At 71.1% G+C, this 17,550-nt stretch carries 13 protein-coding genes; 10 read left to right on the top strand and 3 right to left on the bottom strand.

The window, feature by feature from the left end; all coding sequences use genetic code 11:
* Nucleotide 1 precedes the first annotated feature (1 nt).
* From nuoL to recQ, 4 genes are all read left to right on the top strand, one after another.
* Entirely contained in the window at nt 2-1,903 is a 1,902-nt protein-coding gene (gene nuoL, locus STRAU_RS10075; protein WP_037658502.1) for an NADH-quinone oxidoreductase subunit L, read from the top strand.
* Nucleotides 1,904-1,908: 5 nt separating this feature from the next.
* Entirely contained in the window at nt 1,909-3,480 is a 1,572-nt protein-coding gene (locus STRAU_RS10080; protein WP_016640176.1) for an NADH-quinone oxidoreductase subunit M, read from the top strand.
* A complete protein-coding gene (gene nuoN, locus STRAU_RS10085; RefSeq protein WP_037658504.1) occupies nt 3,477-5,129 on the top strand; it encodes an NADH-quinone oxidoreductase subunit NuoN in 1,653 nt (550 codons plus the stop codon). The genes STRAU_RS10080 and nuoN overlap by 4 nt, the downstream gene beginning before the upstream one ends.
* A gap of 257 nt (nt 5,130-5,386) precedes the next feature.
* Entirely contained in the window at nt 5,387-7,390 is a 2,004-nt protein-coding gene (gene recQ, locus STRAU_RS10090) for a DNA helicase RecQ (RefSeq protein WP_259299874.1), read from the top strand.
* A 143-nt stretch (nt 7,391-7,533) separates the two neighbouring features.
* On the opposite strand, the gene fahA is transcribed toward recQ, so the two are convergent.
* Nucleotides 7,534-8,841, bottom strand: a complete 1,308-nt coding sequence (fahA, locus tag STRAU_RS10095; RefSeq protein WP_016640179.1) for a fumarylacetoacetase — start codon at nt 8,839-8,841, stop codon at nt 7,534-7,536.
* A 212-nt stretch (nt 8,842-9,053) separates the two neighbouring features.
* Between fahA and STRAU_RS10100 the strand changes: the two genes are divergently transcribed.
* A complete protein-coding gene (locus tag STRAU_RS10100; protein ID WP_016640180.1) occupies nt 9,054-10,307 on the top strand; it encodes a carboxylate--amine ligase in 1,254 nt (417 codons plus the stop codon).
* Nucleotides 10,308-10,358: 51 nt separating this feature from the next.
* Nucleotides 10,359-11,591 carry an FAD-dependent oxidoreductase gene (locus STRAU_RS10105; protein WP_037658535.1) on the top strand — a complete coding sequence of 411 codons (1,233 nt, stop codon included), beginning with the start codon at nt 10,359-10,361 and terminating at the stop codon, nt 11,589-11,591.
* A gap of 136 nt (nt 11,592-11,727) precedes the next feature.
* On the opposite strand, the gene STRAU_RS10110 is transcribed toward STRAU_RS10105, so the two are convergent.
* Nucleotides 11,728-12,042: a hypothetical protein gene (locus STRAU_RS10110; RefSeq protein ID WP_016640182.1), complete on the bottom strand. Its 315-nt coding sequence runs from the start codon at nt 12,040-12,042 to the stop codon at nt 11,728-11,730.
* Between the two features lie 29 nt (nt 12,043-12,071).
* Nucleotides 12,072-12,581 (bottom strand): MarR family winged helix-turn-helix transcriptional regulator, encoded by a 510-nt coding sequence (locus STRAU_RS10115; protein ID WP_052029028.1) that lies wholly within the window; start codon nt 12,579-12,581, stop codon nt 12,072-12,074.
* A 123-nt stretch (nt 12,582-12,704) separates the two neighbouring features.
* Between STRAU_RS10115 and STRAU_RS10120 the strand changes: the two genes are divergently transcribed.
* The 4 genes from STRAU_RS10120 to STRAU_RS10135 all read left to right on the top strand — a co-directional run bounded on the left by STRAU_RS10120 (nt 12,705) and on the right by STRAU_RS10135 (nt 17,224).
* The gene (locus tag STRAU_RS10120) at nt 12,705-13,850 is read left to right on the top strand and encodes a questin oxidase family protein (RefSeq protein WP_016640184.1); all 1,146 of its coding nucleotides are present in this window, start codon (nt 12,705-12,707) and stop codon (nt 13,848-13,850) included.
* A gap of 91 nt (nt 13,851-13,941) precedes the next feature.
* Nucleotides 13,942-14,448, top strand: a complete 507-nt coding sequence (locus tag STRAU_RS10125; RefSeq protein WP_037658511.1) for a carboxymuconolactone decarboxylase family protein — start codon at nt 13,942-13,944, stop codon at nt 14,446-14,448.
* A 374-nt stretch (nt 14,449-14,822) separates the two neighbouring features.
* The gene (locus STRAU_RS10130; protein WP_016640186.1) at nt 14,823-15,629 is read left to right on the top strand and encodes a Cof-type HAD-IIB family hydrolase; all 807 of its coding nucleotides are present in this window, start codon (nt 14,823-14,825) and stop codon (nt 15,627-15,629) included.
* A gap of 584 nt (nt 15,630-16,213) precedes the next feature.
* Entirely contained in the window at nt 16,214-17,224 is a 1,011-nt protein-coding gene (locus STRAU_RS10135) for a polyprenyl synthetase family protein (protein WP_016640187.1), read from the top strand.
* Nucleotides 17,225-17,550: the final 326 nt, after the last annotated feature.

A 17,550-nucleotide genomic window follows, 5' to 3' on the forward strand; every position in this document is an offset into this window, starting at 1 on the left:
CGTGAACACAGAGAACTTGATTGCGCTGCTGGTGGCGGCGCCTCTGCTCGGAGCGGCCGTACTGCTGTGCGGCGGGCGCCGGTTGGACCGCGTGGGCCCCTGGCTCGGCACGCTGCTCGCGGCCGTCCCCTTCGTGATCGGCCTGGTGCTCTTCACCGACATGCTCGGCAAGGGCGCCGAGGAGCGGTCCCTGCATCAGCACCTGTTCAGCTGGATCCCCGTCGAGGGCTTCCAGGCGGACGTCGCCTTCCAGCTCGACCAGCTGTCGATGACGTTCGTCCTGCTGATCTCCGGTGTGGGCACGCTGATCCACCTGTACTCGATCGGGTACATGGAGCACGACGAGCGGCGCCGCCGCTTCTTCGGCTATCTGAACCTGTTCCTCGCGGCGATGCTCCTGCTGGTCCTCGCCGACAACTACCTGCTCCTGTACGTCGGCTGGGAGGGCGTCGGCCTCGCCTCGTACCTCCTGATCGGCTTCTGGCAGCACAAGCCCAGCGCGGCCACCGCGGCCAAGAAGGCATTCCTGGTCAACCGCGTCGGCGACATGGGCCTGTCGATCGCCATCATGCTGATGTTCACCACCTTCGGGACGTTCGCCTTCGAGCCCGTCCTGGGGGCCGCCGAAGAGACCAGCGAGGGCAAGCTGACGGCGATCGGCCTGATGCTGCTGCTCGCGGCCTGCGGCAAGTCCGCCCAGGTGCCGCTGCAGTCCTGGCTCGGGGACGCGATGGAGGGCCCGACCCCGGTCTCGGCCCTCATCCACGCGGCGACGATGGTGACCGCCGGTGTGTACTTGATCGTCCGCTCCGGGGTGATCTTCAACGGCGCCCCGGACGCGCAGTTGGCCGTCACCGTGGTGGGCGCCGTGACGCTCCTCTTCGGTGCGATCGTCGGTTGCGCGAAGGACGACATCAAGAAGGCCCTCGCAGGGTCGACGATGTCCCAGATCGGCTACATGATCCTGGCCGCGGGCCTCGGCCCCATCGGCTACGTCTTCGCGATCATGCACCTGGTGACGCACGGCTTCTTCAAGGCCGGGCTCTTCCTCGGCGCCGGTTCGGTCATGCACGGCATGAACGACGAGGTGGACATGCGGAAGTACGGCGGCCTGCGGAAGTACATGCCGGTGACCTTCGTGACCTTCGGTCTCGGCTATCTCGCCATCATCGGCTTCCCGGGCCTGTCCGGCTTCTTCTCCAAGGACAAGATCATCGAGGCGGCGTTCGCCAAGGGCGGCACGGAGGGCTGGATCCTCGGCTCCGTGGCACTGCTCGGCGCGGCCATCACGGCGTACTACATGACCCGCGTGATGATCATGACCTTCTTCGGAGAGAAGCGGTGGGAGCCGGACGCACAGGGCAACGCCCCGCATCCGCACGAGTCGCCGAAGTCGATGACGATTCCGATGATCCTGCTCGCCGTGGGATCGGTGTTCGCGGGTGGATTCTTCAGCATCGGTGACCGGTTCATGCACTGGCTGGAGCCGGTCACGCACCATGACCACGGCGACTCCCCGCTCAGCGCCGCCACGGTCACGGGCGCCACCATGGTGGTCCTGGTCATCGGCGTGAGCATGGCCTGGGTGCAGTACGGCCGCCGTCCGGTGCCGTCCGTCGCCCCGCGCGGCTCGCTGGTCACCCGCGCGGCCCGCCGCGATCTGCTCCAGGACGACTTCAACCACGTGGTCCTGGTGCGCGGCGGCGAGCACCTCACACGCTCCCTGGTGTACGTCGACCACACCCTGGTCGACGGCGTGGTCAACGGCACGGCGGCCTCGGTCGGCGGGCTCTCCGGGCGGCTGCGCAAGCTGCAGAACGGCTACGCACGCAGTTACGCGGTCTCGATGTTCGGCGGCGCGGCGGTCCTCATCGTCGCGACGCTGCTGATGAGGGCGGTCTGATACCGATGTCCTTTCCTCTGCTGACAGCGACGGCCGCGCTCCCCGCGGTGGGCGCGATCGCCACGGCGGCCGTACCGGCCGCGCGGCGGGCCGCCGCCAAGTGGCTCGCGCTGTTCTTCTCGCTGGCCACCCTCGTGCTGGCCGTCGTGGTCCTCGTCCGGTTCGACCCGGACGGCGACCGCTATCAACTGACCGAATCGCGCGCCTGGATCGCGGACTTCGGAGTGCGGTACGAACTCGGGGTCGACGGCATCGGCGTCGCCCTGATCGCGCTCACCGCCCTCCTGATCCCCTTCATCATCCTGGCGGGCTGGCACGACGCCGACCCGCTGGAAACGAAGTCGTCGCGCTGGCGGCCGACTCAGGGCTTCTTCGCCCTGATCCTGGCCGTCGAGGCGATGGTGATCATCTCCTTCGAGGCGACCGACGTCTTCCTCTTCTACATCTTCTTCGAAGCCATGCTCATCCCGATGTACTTCCTCATCGGCGGCTTCGGAGACCGCGCCCACGCGGGCAGCGACGAGAAGGCATCGGCGCAACGCTCGTACGCGGCAGTGAAGTTCCTGCTCTACAACCTGGTCGGCGGCCTCATCATGCTGGCCGCCGTGATCGGGCTCTACGTAGTCGCGGGAAACTTCTCGCTCCAGGAGATCGCCGAAGCGCGGGCCAACGGCTCGCTCGACATGGCGACCAACACCGAGCGGCTGCTGTTCCTCGGCTTCTTCTTCGCCTTCGCAGTGAAGGCCCCGCTGTGGCCGCTGCACACCTGGCTGCCGAACGCGATGGGCGAGGCCACGGCCCCGGTCGCCGTGCTGATCACGGCGGTGGTCGACAAGGTCGGCACGTTCGCGATGCTGCGCTTCTGCCTTCAGCTCTTCCCGGAGGCGAGCAAGTGGGCGACGCCCGTCATCCTCGTACTCGCGCTGATCAGCATCATCTACGGAGCGCTGCTCGCCGTGGGCCAGCGCGACATCAAACGCCTGGTGGCGTACGCGTCGATCTCGCACTTCGGGTTCATCATCCTCGGCATCTTCGCGATGACGTCCCAGGGGCAGTCCGGCGCGACGCTCTACATGGTCAACCACGGCCTCTCCACGGCCGCCCTGATGCTGGTCGCCGGCTTCCTCATCTCGCGCCGCGGCTCGCGTCTGATCGCGGACTACGGAGGAGTGCAGAAGGTGGCGCCGGTGCTGGCGGGCACTTTCCTGGTCGGCGGTCTCGCCACGCTCTCGCTGCCGGGGCTCGCGCCCTTCGTCAGTGAGTTCCTGGTCCTGGTGGGCGTCTTCGCGCGCTATCCGGCGGTCGGCATCATCGCGACCCTCGGCATCGTGCTCGCCGCGCTCTACACCCTCGTCCTCTACCAGCGGACGATGACGGGCCCGGTGAAGCCGGAGGTGTCGGCGATGCCGGACCTGCGCGTGCGTGAACTCGCCGTCGTCGCCCCGCTGATCGCGCTCCTGATCGGCCTCGGTGTCTACCCGAAGCCGCTCACCGAGCTGGTGAACCCGGCGGTCAAGCACACCATGTCCGACGTACAGAAGAAGGACCCCCAGCCCGAGGTGGAGGCGGCCAAGTGAGTGCGACAGCCGTCCACAACCTGTGGACAATGGCGGCGGCCGATCCGATCGACAAGATCGACGCGCCGAAGATCGAGTACGGCCAGCTGGCGCCGACCTTGATCGTCATCGGTGCCGCCGTCATCGGAGTGCTCATCGAAGCCTTCGTACCGCGCAAGTCCCGTTACTACGCCCAGCTCTTCGTGTCCGTCGTCGCGCTGGCCGCCGCGTTCGCCGCGGTCGTCGCCCTCGCCTCCGGCGGGTACGGCACCACGAAGGCCCGGATCGCGGCCATGGGCGCGATCGCGGTCGACGGCCCCGCGCTGTTCCTGCAGGGCACCATTCTGCTCGCGGGCCTGGTCGCGATCTTCACGTTCGCGGAGCGCAGGCTCGACCCGGAGGCGCACGGCAACCGGATCGACTCCTTCGTGGCGCAGGCCGGAGCCGTGCCCGGCAGCCCGGGCGAACAGGCCGCCACCAAGGCCGGGTTCACCACCACCGAGGTGTTCCCGCTGGCGCTCTTCGCCATCGGCGGCATGCTGGTCTTCCCGTCGGCGAACGACCTGCTGACCCTCTTCATCGCCCTGGAAGTCTTCTCGCTCCCGCTGTACCTGCTGTGCGCCCTGGCGCGCCGCAAGCGCCTCATGTCGCAGGAAGCGGCCGTGAAGTACTTCCTCCTGGGAGCCTTCGCCTCCGCGTTCACGCTGTTCGGCATCGCGCTGATCTACGGCTACGCGGGCTCGGTGTCGTACGGCACGATCGCGAAGGTCGTCGACGGCACGCTCACGACGGTCGACCCCGCCCTCGCGGGCACCATGGGCAACGACGCGCTGCTCCTCATCGGCGCCGCGATGATCGTGATGGGCCTGCTGTTCAAGGTCGGCGCGGTGCCGTTCCACATGTGGACGCCCGACGTCTATCAGGGCGCGCCCACGCCGGTCACGGGCTTCATGGCGGCGGCGACGAAGGTGGCCGCGTTCGGCGCGCTCCTGCGCCTGCTGTACGTCGTCCTCCCGGGCCTGCGCTGGGACTGGCGGCCGGTGATGTGGGGCATCGCCGTGATCACGATGCTGGGCGGCGCGATCGTCGCGATCACCCAGACCGACATCAAGCGGCTCCTCGCGTACTCCTCGATCGCGCACGCCGGCTTCATCCTCGCCGGTGTCGTCGCGACGACGGAGGAGGGCGTGTCGTCGGTGCTGTTCTACCTGGGCGCGTACTCGTTCGTGACGATCGGCGCCTTCGCGGTGGTCACGCTGGTGCGGGACGCGGGCGGCGAGGCGACGCACCTGTCGAAGTGGGCGGGGCTCGGCCGCCGCTCACCCTTGGTCGCCGCGGTGTTCGCGGTCTTCCTGCTCGCCTTCGCGGGCATCCCGCTGACCTCCGGTTTCTCCGGGAAGTTCGCGGTGTTCAAGGCGGCCGCGGAGGGCGGCGCGGGCGCGCTGGTCGTGGTCGGTGTGCTCTCGTCGGCGATTGCTGCGTTCTTCTACATCCGCGTGATCGTGCTGATGTTCTTCAGCGAGCCGAAGGCGGACGGCCCGACGGTCGCCGTGCCCTCGCCGCTGACGATGACGGCGATCGGGGTCGGGGTGGCGGTCACGCTGGTGCTCGGTGTGGCGCCGCAGTACTTCCTCGATCTGGCCGGGCAGGCGGGAGTCTTCGTCCGGTAGGCAGGGCCCGGCCCGGGGCTTTAGCTCCGCCGGGCCGGTTCGCGTACGGTGCCGCCCGGCACCCCGGTTCCGCGGGGTGCCGGGCGGCGGCGTGTGCGGGGCCGTGCGGCGACGGCGCATTCGTCATACCGCGGGGGCGAGCCTGTGGATAACTTCGAGAGGTGTCGGCGCGGACCCCTATCGTGGACGCAGTGGTGGAAGCACGCGGTGGTCGAGGCGTGACGTACGGGGGCTGGGCGAAGCATGGGATCGGTGGCATGACTGAGATGGACGAGGGCGCGCGTCCGTTCGCGGACCCGTTTGAGGACCCGTTCGGGGACGAGGACCCGTTCGCGGGCGAGGACCCCTTCATGGACGGTGAGAGGCCCGCGGGCGCGGGCCCGGGCGGGCGCGGGACCGCAGGCGGTGCCGCGGCGAGCAGCGGCACACCGCTGGAGACGCTGCACCGCGTCTTCGGGTACGACTCGTTCCGCGGCGAGCAGGAAGCGATCATCGAGCACGTGGTCGCGGGCGGGGACGCGGTCGTCCTCATGCCGACCGGCGGCGGCAAGTCCCTGTGCTACCAGATCCCGGCCCTGGTCAGGCCGGGCACCGGCGTCGTGGTCTCCCCGCTCATCGCGTTGATGCAGGACCAGGTGGACGCGCTGCGGGCGCTCGGCGTGCGGGCCGGGTTCATGAACTCAACGCAGGACTTCGACGAGCGCCGCGTGGTGGAGGCCGAGCTCCTCGCGGGTGAGCTGGACGTCCTGTATCTGGCCCCCGAGCGGCTGCGCCTGGACGCCACCCTCGACCTGCTCTCCCGGGCCACGATCTCGGTCTTCGCCATCGACGAGGCGCACTGCGTCGCGCAGTGGGGCCACGACTTCCGCCCCGACTATCTGGCCCTGTCCGTCCTCGGCGAGCGCTGGCCGGACGTGCCGCGCATCGCCCTGACGGCGACGGCGACGGACGCCACCCACCAGGAGATCACCCAGCGCCTGGCCATGCCGGACGCCAAGCACTTCGTGGCGAGCTTCGACCGGCCGAACATCCAGTACCGGATCGTGCCGAAGGCGGACCCGAAGAAGCAGCTCCTGACGTTCCTGAAGGAGGAGCACGACGGCGACGCGGGCATCGTCTACTGCCTCTCGCGCAACGGCGTGGACCGTACCGCGGACTTCCTGCGCGCCCACGGGGTCGAGGCGGTCCCGTATCACGCGGGCCTGGACGGCGGTACGCGCGCGCGGCACCAGTCCCGCTTCCTGCGCGAGGACGGCCTGGTGGTCGTCGCCACGATCGCCTTCGGCATGGGCATCGACAAGCCGGACGTCCGCTTCGTGGCCCACCTGGACCTGCCCAAGTCCGTCGAGGGGTACTACCAGGAGACGGGCCGCGCGGGCCGCGACGGACTGCCCTCGACGGCCTGGATGGCGTACGGCCTCCAGGACGTCGTCCAGCAGCGGAAGCTGATCCAGGGCAGCGAGGGCGACGAGGCGTTCCGGCGCCGCGCCGCCGCCCATCTGGACGCGATGCTGGCCCTGTGCGAGACGGTCCAGTGCCGCCGCGCCCAGCTCCTGACCTACTTCGGCCAGGACCCCACGGCACCGACGTGCGGCAACTGCGACACGTGTCTGACCCCGCCGGAGACCTGGGACGGCACGGTGGCCGCGCAGAAGCTCCTGTCGACGGTCGTACGGCTGCAGCGGGAGCGCGGCCAGAAGTTCGGCGCCGGCCAGATCATCGACATCCTCCTCGGCCGGAAGACGGCCAAGGTCATCCAGTTCGACCACGACCAGCTCTCCGTCTTCGGCATCGGCTCGGAGCTGGCCGAGGGCGAATGGCGGGGCGTGGTGCGGCAGTTGCTGGCCCAGGGGCTGCTCGCCGTCGAGGGGGAGTACGGGACGCTGGTCCTGACCGACACGAGCGGCACCGTCCTCGGCCGGCAGCGGGAGGTGCCGCTGCGCAAGGAGCCCAAGAAGCCCGCCGGTGCGGCGCGTTCGGGTGCGAAGGGGGAGCGCAAGGCGCGGGCCGCCGCCGCGGTGGCGGAGCTGCCTCCGGAGGCCCAGCCCGTCTTTGAGGCGCTGCGGGCGTGGCGTGCCGCGCAGGCTCGGGAGCAGGGGGTTCCGGCCTATGTCATCTTCCATGACGCGACGCTGCGGGAGATCGCGACGGCGCGGCCCGCTTCCGTGGCGGAGCTGGGCGGTATCGGCGGGGTCGGCGAGAAGAAGTTGGCGACGTATGGGGAGGGTGTGCTGGAGGTGTTGACGGGGGTGGGGGAGTAGTCCCTGCGGGGCTTTCCCCAGTCCCGCCCCCGCCGGAGGGGCCAAGTCTTAGCCCCTCCGGCGTTTGAGGAGCGGGGTCTGCGGGGGCGGAGCCCCAGTTTCGGGAAGGGGCGGGATCGGGGAGCCCTCGGCAGGGCCCCGCCTCACCCCCCGGCCGGGGCGATGCGGCCGGAGACCTCGCCGAGGCCCACCCGGGTGCCGCCGGGGCCGGGGGCCCACGCGGTCATCGTGACGACGTCCCCGTCCTCCAGGAACGTCCGCTTCCCGTCAGGGAGTTCGAGCGGATCCCGCCCGTTCCAGGTCAGCTCGATGAGGGAGCCGAACTGCTCGGGGGAGGGCCCGCTCACGGTGCCGGAGCCGTAGAGGTCACCGGTCCGCAGGGAGGCGCCGTTGACGGTCATGTGGGCGAGCTGCTGGGCGGCGGTCCAGTAGACGGTGGAGAAGGGGGGTTCGGAGATGACGTGACCGTTGAGGGAGACGGTGATGCGGAGGTCGTAGCCGCCGGGCTCGTCCGCGACGGACTCGGCGGAGTCGTCGAGGTAGGGCAGCAGCGGCTCGGTGCGCTCGGGCGGGGTGACGCGCGCGGCGTCCAGGGCCTCCAGGGGCGTGATCCAGGCCGAGACGGAGGTGGCGAAGGACTTGCCGAGGAAGGGGCCGAGCGGGACGTACTCCCAGGCTTGCAGGTCGCGGGCCGACCAGTCGTTGAGGAGGCAGAGCCCGAAGACGTGCTCGCGGAAGTCGGCTAGGGGCACGGGAGTCCCGAGCGCGGAGGGCGCGCCGACGACGAAGCCGACCTCGGCCTCGATGTCGAGCTTGACGGACGGGCCGAAGACGGGCGCCGGGTCGGCGGGGGCCTTGCGCTGGCCGGTGGGGCGGACCACGTCCGTCCCGGAGACCACGACGGTGCCGGACCGGCCGTGGTAACCGATGGGCAGGTGCTTCCAGTTGGGGGTGAGCGGGGTGGGCGCGTCCGGGCGGAACATGCGGCCCAGGTTCGAGGCGTGGTGCTCGGAGGCGTAGAAGTCGACGTAGTCCGCGACCTCGAAGGGCAGGTGCAGGGTGACGTCGGAGAGGGGGTGGAGCAGCGGGCGGACGATGTCGCGGTGGGCCGGGACCGTCACCCAGGCGGTGAGGGCGCGGCGCACGTCGCTCCACGTGCGGCGGCCCGCGGCGAGCAGCGGGCCCAGCGTGGGCTGGTCGAGCAGCGAGACATAGGGCGAGCCGAGGGCGGCTGCGGCCGCGCCCGCGTCCAGGACGTAGGAGCCGAGCCGGACACCGACGCGGCGCCCGCCCCGGGCGGCGGCGTGCCCGTCGGCGGCGGGGGCAGAACCAGGCGCTGAGCCGGGCGCGGAGTCCGTGGCGGACCCGGCCGGGGAGAAGACTCCGTACGGAAGATTGTGCGGGCCGAAGGGGTCGCCCTCGGGGAGGTCGAGCGGGTTCTGCTCGGACATGCGTGCCTGCCTCGCTTTCCAATCTGGGTGCCCCACACGTTACGTGGGAAGGACGGGTTGGGGCAGTGTCTAAAGAGTTCGCAATGTCCGGATAAACCTTGGGTGGAATGGTCAGACCCTGCTTAGCTTCCTTGGGGACGCGGACAGGGGTGGGTCCGGGTTCGGTGCGGAAGGGACGCGTGGGGGGACCCGTGACCAATTCCAGCGGCCGTGTGGGCCTGCGGCCCGACCGCGAAGTGCCCGGCCTCGTCGTGAAGTTCGGCGACTACCCGCTGCACCACGGCGGGGTGGGGGCGATCCGCAGCCTCGGGCGCCTCGGCATCCCCATGTTCGCGATCACGGAGGACCGGCACACGCCGGCCGCGGCCTCGCGCTACCTCACGCGTGCGTTCCCGTGGCCGACCACCGGAACCGAGGATCCCGCGTTCCTGGTGGAAGGGCTGCTGCGGATCGGGCGGCGGATCGGCAGGCCGACGGTGCTGATCCCGACGGACGAGGAAGCCGCGGTGCTGATCGCCGAGCACCACCGGGAGTTGGGCGACGCGGACTTCGGCGGATTCCTGTTCCCGCGCGTGGAGCCCGCGCTGCCCCGCCGGCTCGCCAGCAAGCAGGGGCTGCACGAGCTGTGCGTGGAGCACGGCCTCGCCTCGCCCGCCTCGGTGTGCCCGCAGAGCCAGGACGACATAGAGAAATTCGCCGCGACGGCCCGGTTCCCGGTCGTCGCCAAGAACCGGGAGGCGTTCCAGCGCCGCGAAAAGCCCGCGGTGAACGGCACCACGAGAATCAACACCCCCGAAGGGCTGCTGAACCTGTCGTACGGATGGGGGGAGCGGCCAGGCGTGATCCTGCAGGAGTACCTGCCGCGTGAGCAGGCCGAGGACTGGGTCGTGCACGCCTACTGCGACGCCGACTCCACGCCGCTCGCCATGTTCACCGGCGTGAAGGTCCGCTCCTGGCCGCCGCACGCGGGCATGACGGCGAACGCGTACGTCGTCGACAATCCGGAACTCGCGGACCTCGCCGGACGTTTCATCAAACAGATCGGCTTCACCGGCATCATAGATCTGGACCTCCGCTTCGACCGCCGCGACGGTCAGTACAAACTGCTCGACTTCAACCCACGCATGGGCGCCCAGTTCCGCCTCTTCGAGAACGAGGCCGGGATCGACGTCGTCCGGGCGATGCACCTGCATCTGACCGGCCGTGCCGTCCCCGAGGGGGAGCAGCGCGCGGGGCACCGCTATGTCGTGGAGAACATCGACCTGCCCGCCTACCTCGCCTACCGCCGCAGCGGCTATGTGACGCCGCACGCGCCGACCCGCGCCAGCGGCACGGAGCTCGCGTGGCTCGCGGCGGACGACATGCTGCCGTTTTTCACCATGCTCGCGCGTTTCGTACGTCCTGGGGCGAAGCATCTGTACCAACTGTGGCGGACGAACCGCCGCGGCAGCACGACCACGAAGTGACGGTGCCCCGTGCGACGGCACGGCGCACACGACGTCCTGGGGAGGGACTTCGTGAATCAATCAGCCCGACCGGTCCAGTCAGTCCGGCCAGTCGTCGTCATCGGGGCGGGGCCCTACGGCCTGTCCACCGCGGCGCACCTGCGGGCCCGCGGCGTATCGGTGCGTGTGTTCGGCGAACCCATGGTGAGCTGGCACGCGCACATGCCCGCGGGCATGCTCCTGAAGTCGACGCCCGTGGCGTCGAACATCGACGCGCCGCAGCGCGGCCACACCCTCGTCGACTACTGCGACGCGGCGGGCCTGCCCCGCCTGATCACCGACGAGGACATCATCCCCGTAGAGACGTTCGTCGGGTACGGACAGTGGTTCCAGCAGAAGCTCGTGCCCGGCCTGGAGCGGGTGCGAGTGGTCTCCGTCGACCAGCGGCCGGCCGGGGGCTTCGAGGTGAAGCTGGACTCCGGGGAGCAGTTCGCCGCCCGCGCGGTCGTCGTCGCCACGGGCCTGTCCGGCCTCGCGCGGCTGCCGCGCGAGCTGGCCGCGGCCGCGCCGGACGGCCCTTCGCCCGCGGGCCCCGTCTCGCACAGCGCCCAGCACCACGACCTGACGCGGTACGCGGGCCAGGAGCTGCTCGTCGTCGGGGCCGGCCAGTCCGCCCTGGAGACGGCGGTGCTCGCGGCGGAGGCGGGCGCGCGCGTGCGGGTGGTGGCGCGCGGCCGGCGCTCGGTGGCGTTCGGCGGGCCGCCGTGGGAGCAGCCGAAGCTGCGCCCGGAGTCGCCGTTCGGCCACGCCTGGTCGCTGTACGCGATCAGCTACTACGCCCAGGCATACCGCCATCTCCCCGCCGCCACCCGGCACTTCCTCACCCGTCGCATCCTCGGCCCGCTCGGCGCGTGGTGGCTGCGGGAGCGGTTCGAGGGGAAGGTCGAGGCGCGCGAGGTGCGGCGCGTCGCGTCGGCCAGCACACGCGAGGGCCGCCCCGTCCTCACCGTGGAGACCCTTGGCGGCCGCCCCCAGGAACTCACCGCGGACCACATCATCGCCGCGACGGGGTATCGCGTAGACCTCGCCGCCCTCAGCTTCCTCGGCCACGGCCTGCGCGCCCGCCTCGCCGTCAGCCGCGGCACCCCCAAACTGGGCCCGGGCTACGCCTCGTCCGTGCCCGGCCTGTACTTCACGGGCATGCTGGCCGGCTCGTCGTACGGCCCGGTGATGCGGTTCGTGTGCGGCACGGAGTTCGCCTCGCCGCGGCTGGCACGGCACTTGGCGGGGGTGTACCGGGGCTGAGGGCGGTGCCGGGTGGTGCCCGGCCGGGTGAGTGCGGCCGTCCGTCGGCGTGGACGGCCGCTGCCTGAGGGCTGACGGCTGCGTGCGCGGCCTCGGCCTCGGTGGCTTGGGTCTCGGCGTCCGTCCGGGGTCCGGCTCAGCGGCCCGCGACCGAGTTGTCCGGGGCCACCGGCATGGGCGCGGGCTGGACCGCGCGCATGCGCTCCGGCGTCCAGTACTCCGCGGCCGAGGAGGCGTCGTGTGAGACCTCCTTGCTGCTCACGGTGTCCGACTTCGCGCCCGGTGACGACGTGCGGCCGGTGCCGTCCGAGTCCGCCGCCGACGCCTGCCAGGCGAGCCCCGCGGTGAGCAGCGCGAGGGCGCTCGCGGTGGCGAGGGCGAGTTTGCGGGTCCGGGGCAGTGCCATGGCGTTCCTTGTCGTCGGGTCGAACGGGTCGATTACGTCACCCATGTGACGCGCCCCGTCGCCAGGAGGTTCCGTCAGGCCCCCGTCCCCGGCCCCTCCTGGCTCCCCTGCACCTCCCGCACCCACGCCCGGAGCCCCGCGGTGAACCCCTCCCGCTGCTCGGGGGAGAGCCCGGCGAGCGCGCGGAGCAGCGGTTCGCCACGGCGTACGACGAAGGATTCGAGCAGCGGCCGGTAGTCCTCGGCCAGGGACACCAGGACCCGGCGGCGGTTCGACTCGTCCGGGGCGCGCGTGACGATCCCGGCGCGGGCCAGGCCGCCGACGAGTTCGCTGGCCGTGGGCAGCGACACCTGCAGTCGGTGGGCGATACCGCTCACCGTCAACGGCTCGGCGGCCGCCAGGAGTTGGGGGAGCACGGCGCCGTGGCGCGGCGTCAGGCCATGGCTGTCCATCGCCTCACGCAGCCGCTCCGGCATCAGCTCGCTCACCACCGCACCCCGGAAGTAGGGCTCGAGCAGGGGCACGAGGCCCACGATCTGGGCCTCGACGGCGGTGGGTTTCCCAGGGTCTGGCGCGCGTCGCATGCCGCGAGTCTAGTTTGTTCGGAAACTCTGAGTGTTCGGCAAACTGAAGTGTTTGGATAGTCGAAGTGTTTGGGTATCCAAAGTGTGGAGGCTCCGCACGCTCACTTCTAGGGGGATCACGACATGCCGCCCATCAGCTACAGCGACGCCGTCAACGACGCATTGGAACGACTCGGGGATCTCGGCTACGAGCGGGGCGTCGGCGTCGACCTCGCCAACCACGGCCCGATGGCCGCCGAGGCCATCGCGGTGCTCGGGCACGGGGACGAGGTCGCGCACTGGACCGGCCGCTACCGCCGCGCGCTCGACCACCACGAGCCGCCCGCCGCACGCTTCGCCCTCGACCCCGCCGACGAGGCGTCCTGGCGCCCCGCGCTGGGTGATTTCGGCCGAGCCGGCGACTGGGAGCGGCTGTTCGCGCGCGAACTCGCCACCGCGCCCTGGCGCGACGTCCTCGCCCGCTGGTGGCCGCGCCTGATCCCCGGTCTCTTCGCCGGCCTGACACACGGCCTGATCCGGACGGCGCACGCGGTGCGGGGGCTGGCCGCGGCCGGGGACGCGCCCACCGCGCTCCAGCTCGACGAGCTGTCCAGGGGCCTCGCCTACTGGGCCGCGCGGCACCGCACACTCCCCGGCAGCCCGGCCCTCCGCGGCACCGACAGCGTGGCGGAAGCCGTCGCCGCGCTGCCCCGCGTGCCGCTCGACGGACCGCGCGGTCCATCGGTCGCCCAGGGACGTCTCGACACCCTCGGGCAACTTCCCGGCTATGCCGAGTCATTGGAGCGGCTCGCGCCGCACCCGGCGTCCCGCCTGCTCGGCGACATGACGCTCCAGTTCGCCGACGTCTATCTGGGCCACCCCGAGGTCTTCCCGGTGCCGCTCGTCCACGGCGTCACCGCGCCCGCCGCCGCACGCCTCGTCCTGCCGCACCTGCCCCAGGAGTTGTACGAGCCGACGCTCGCCCAGCTGTGGCAGGTCCAGTCGGCCTTCCTCCTCGCCTTCACCACGGACCGGCGGGACGAGGGCACGGCCGCCTGGCAGACCGAGACGGCCGGCCTGCCCCCGCTCGACGAGCTCGGCGCAGGGGCCGTGGAGCACGGCGACGAACACGTCATCAAGTTCACCGAGGCATGCCTGCGGGAGTACGCACTGCGGCCCGACGCCCGCTACCCGGCGGCGGCGTACGCGGCGATACGCCGCATCCCGCGCCTGGACGCGGGCGGAGGCGTGGGGGTGGTGGCCGCGGGGGCGGCGGGGGCTGCGGACTAGGGCACAAAACAATTGCCTTCCGTCGGTCACATTCCTCCGGCGCCATCCGTCAGGGCAGTGACAGCAACTTGAAAGCCTTAAGGAGATGGCGATGGAAACGCGTTCGATCACGGCCGAGGTCCCGATGGCTCCGCGGATGACGGAGGACCCCGCGGAGCTGGTCCCCGAGCTGGCGGCCGTGTCGGCGGCGCTGTTCAAGGTCACCGGCAACGGTTCGGTGCCGCGCTCGACGATCAGCCTGATGCAGTTGCGCGCGGGGCAGATCGTGGGCAACACCTACCTGACCGTTCTGCACACCGGGTTCCTGCGCAAGGCAGGGGAGTCGGAGGAGCGGATCACGTCGGTGGCGTCCTGGCAGGACTCGCCGTACTTCACCGGTGCCGAGCGTGCCGCCCTGGCTCTGGTGGAGGCGGTGCTGCAGCCGTCCGTGCACGGCGAGCGGGTGTCGGACGAGCTGTACGCCCAGGCGGCCGAGCACTATGAGCCCAAGGCGCTGGCCACCTTGATGTTCGCGATAGGCCAGGTCAACTTCTTCATCGCCGTGGCGCTCATAGCCAAGCCGGTGCCCGGCCGGTCGTTCACCGACCCGTGGAAGTGAGGCCGCCCAGGAGGAAGTGAGGCCGCTTGTGCACGGCTCGGGCGCGGCGGGCCCGAGCCGACCGCCGCCGCCGCGCCCGCCGCGCACCCTCTTTCGCAGCGTCGGGCTTTCGAGTGACATCCGGGGCGCGCAACCAGTGGTCCGGGCAAGGAAGTTCGGGCCCCGTCCGGGGCGTGGTCGCGGAGGGCTCCTCGTTCCGGTGAACCAGGAGCGGGCCGTCAAGTCCGGCGCGCCTGTGCGCCCGGGGCGCGCATCACCGGGCGTGACCGGGCCCACGACCCGGTGTCTGCCGGGAGTGCGCCGGGCGCACCGGAACCGTCACAGCTCCTGCCACACGGCTTAACGCCCGGCGTCAGATCCGTATTCTTCGGATCATGGCCGCTCCCCTCGCATATGCCCTCATCGCCACTGACCTGGACGGAACCCTGCTGCGCTGTGACGACACGGTTTCCGACCGGTCGCGCAGGGCGCTGGCCGCCGCGAGTGAGGGCGGAGCGCGGCACCTTGTCGTCACCGGGCGTCCCGCGCCCCGCGTGCGCCCGCTCCTGGAGGAGCTCGGGTGCGACGGCCTCGCGGTGTGCGGGCAGGGCGCCCAGCTCTACGACGCGGGCAGCGGCCGCATGGTGTGGTCGGTGACGCTGGACCGTGAGCTCGCGGAGGCCGCGTTGGGGAAGATCGAGGCGGAGGTCGGGCAGGTCTTCGCGGCGGTCGACCAGGACGGGGTCGACGGGCTGACGCTGATCGAGCCCGGGTACGAGATGCCGCACCCGACGCTGCCCGCGGTGCGGGTGCCCCGGCGGGACGTGCTGTGGGAGGAGCCGATCAGCAAGGTGCTGCTGCGGCACCCCGCGCTGGCGGACGACGAGTTGGCGGAGGTGGCCCGGGCGGCGGTGGGGTCGCTCGCGACGGTCACGATGTCCGGGCCCGGCACGGTGGAGCTTCAGCCGTGCGGGGTGACGAAGGCGACGGGGCTCGCGCTGGCGGCGGAGCGGATGGGGCTGAGGGCCGCCGACACCCTCGCGTTCGGTGACATGCCGAACGACATCCCGATGTTCGCGTGGGCCGCGCACGGCGTGGCGATGGCCAACGCCCACCTTGAACTCAAGGCGGTCGCGGACGAGTTGACCGCGTCCAACGAGGAGGACGGGATCGCGGTGGTGCTGGAGCGGCTGATGGGGTGAGGGTGGGGCGCCACGTGTCCGGAGCTGGGCGGGCTGTCGGCGGGCGGTCTGGCGTGTGGCGTGTGGGGTGGGGGCGGCGTGTGGGGCCCGGGTGCTGGGGGTGGCGCGTGGCCGGAAATGTACGCGGGGTGGATGTCTGGCCGGATGACGTCAGGTGGCGGAGGTGGGGGTTCCGGTTCGGCGGGCGGGGTCGTGCGCGGCCGTCGGGGCCCGGCCGGTGGGCCGCGCGATGTGCTGCCTGATGTGTTGCCGGTCCTTCGTGTGGCCGTTCGTCCAGTACGCCGCTCCGTCCTGGGGTCGGTGCGGGGGTCGCGCGGGGCTCGTGCCGGGGCGGGCGGCTGTCTGTGGAACGGGGGGTATTACTCGCTCCATGTGGGGCACATCGTTGCCTGTGGAGTAATTCGGTCATTCCATGTCTATCGGGCAGGCTGGTCTCCTCTGCTCGGGCAGGCGCTGGCTGTGATCGAAAGGCGACCGGATACGCTGACTTGAGTGATGGCAGCGACACATCGACAAACCGTGTCATCGACGAATGATCGACCGAGTGATCGACTTGTGATCGTCAGCAGACAGGAGAACCCCTCGTGACCGTCGTCGGGCCCTTCGGGCTGAGCGTGCGGGACCAGGCTCTCGAAGCCGATGTCCAGGCCGGGTTGGCGGCTGTCGAGGAGGGCCTGCTCGAGGCCACCAAGAGCGAGGTCCCCTTCATCACCGAAGCCGCCCAGCACCTCGTGCGGGCCGGCGGCAAACGTTTTCGGCCACTGCTTGTGATGCTCACGGCCCAGTTCGGCGACCCGTACGCGCCCGGAGTGGTGCCGTCGGCCGTGGTGGTGGAGCTGACGCACCTCGCGACGCTGTACCACGACGACGTGATGGACGAGGCCGATGTGCGCCGGGGCGTGGCGAGCGCCAACCAGCGCTGGGGCAACTCCGTGGCGGTCCTCACCGGCGACTTCCTGTTCGCGCGCGCGTCCCACACGCTGGCCGACCTCGGGCCGGAGGCCGTCCGTATCCAGGCCGAGGCGTTCGAGCGGCTGGTCACCGGGCAGATCCTGGAGACCGCGGGGCCGTCCGACGGGCGTGACCCGGTCGACCACTACCTCGAGGTGCTGGCCGGGAAGACCGGCTCGCTGGTCGCCGTCGCCTGTCGGTTCGGGGCGATGATGTCGGGCGCCGACGAGACCGTGGTGGACGTGCTCACGCAGTACGGGGAGCGGCTGGGGGTCGCCTTCCAGCTCGCGGACGACGTCCTCGACATCGCGTCCGAGTCGACGGAATCCGGGAAGACGCCGGGTACGGATCTGCGGGAGGGGATTGCCACGCTGCCCGTGCTGCGGCTGCGGGAGCGGGTCGCTCGGCTCGGGCTCGCGGAGGATGTCGCGCTGTGCGAGCTGCTGGACTCCGATCTCACGGATGACGCCCGGCATGCGGAGGCGCTTGCCCGGCTGCGGGTGCATCCGGCTCTTGAGCAGGCTCGGCGGGACACGGTGCGGTATGCCGAGGAGGCTCGGGCCGCGCTTGTTCCGTTGCCCGAGTGTGACGCCAAGGCGTCGTTGGTCGAGCTGTGCGACTTGGTTGTGCATCGGGCTGGATGAGGGTGCCCGCGGGGCTTCGTGGGCCGATTCGTGGTTGCCGTTGTCCTTGAGGTCGGCGTTGGCCTGGGTGGTGCCCTGCCGCCCACATACCGGCGCTGTCGGCCTGGGTGGTGCCCCGCCGCCCACATATCGGCCCCGTCGGCCGGGGCTGTGCCCACCCGTTCCGCCCTGCCTTCCCCAAGCTCTCGGCTTCGCTCGAGCAGGAACGGTGCCCCGGCGGTGCGTCGCGGACCACGGTCACGGGTGGGTGGGTGGGAGAGCCGCCGCGCAGCGGCGGTGCGTAAGGCGTGGCCGTGCGTAAGGCCGCCGTAGGCGTGATGCACGTC

The sequence above is a fragment of the Streptomyces aurantiacus JA 4570 genome (assembly GCF_000414115.1).
Classification (GTDB): Bacteria; Actinomycetota; Actinomycetes; order Streptomycetales; family Streptomycetaceae; genus Streptomyces; species Streptomyces aurantiacus_A.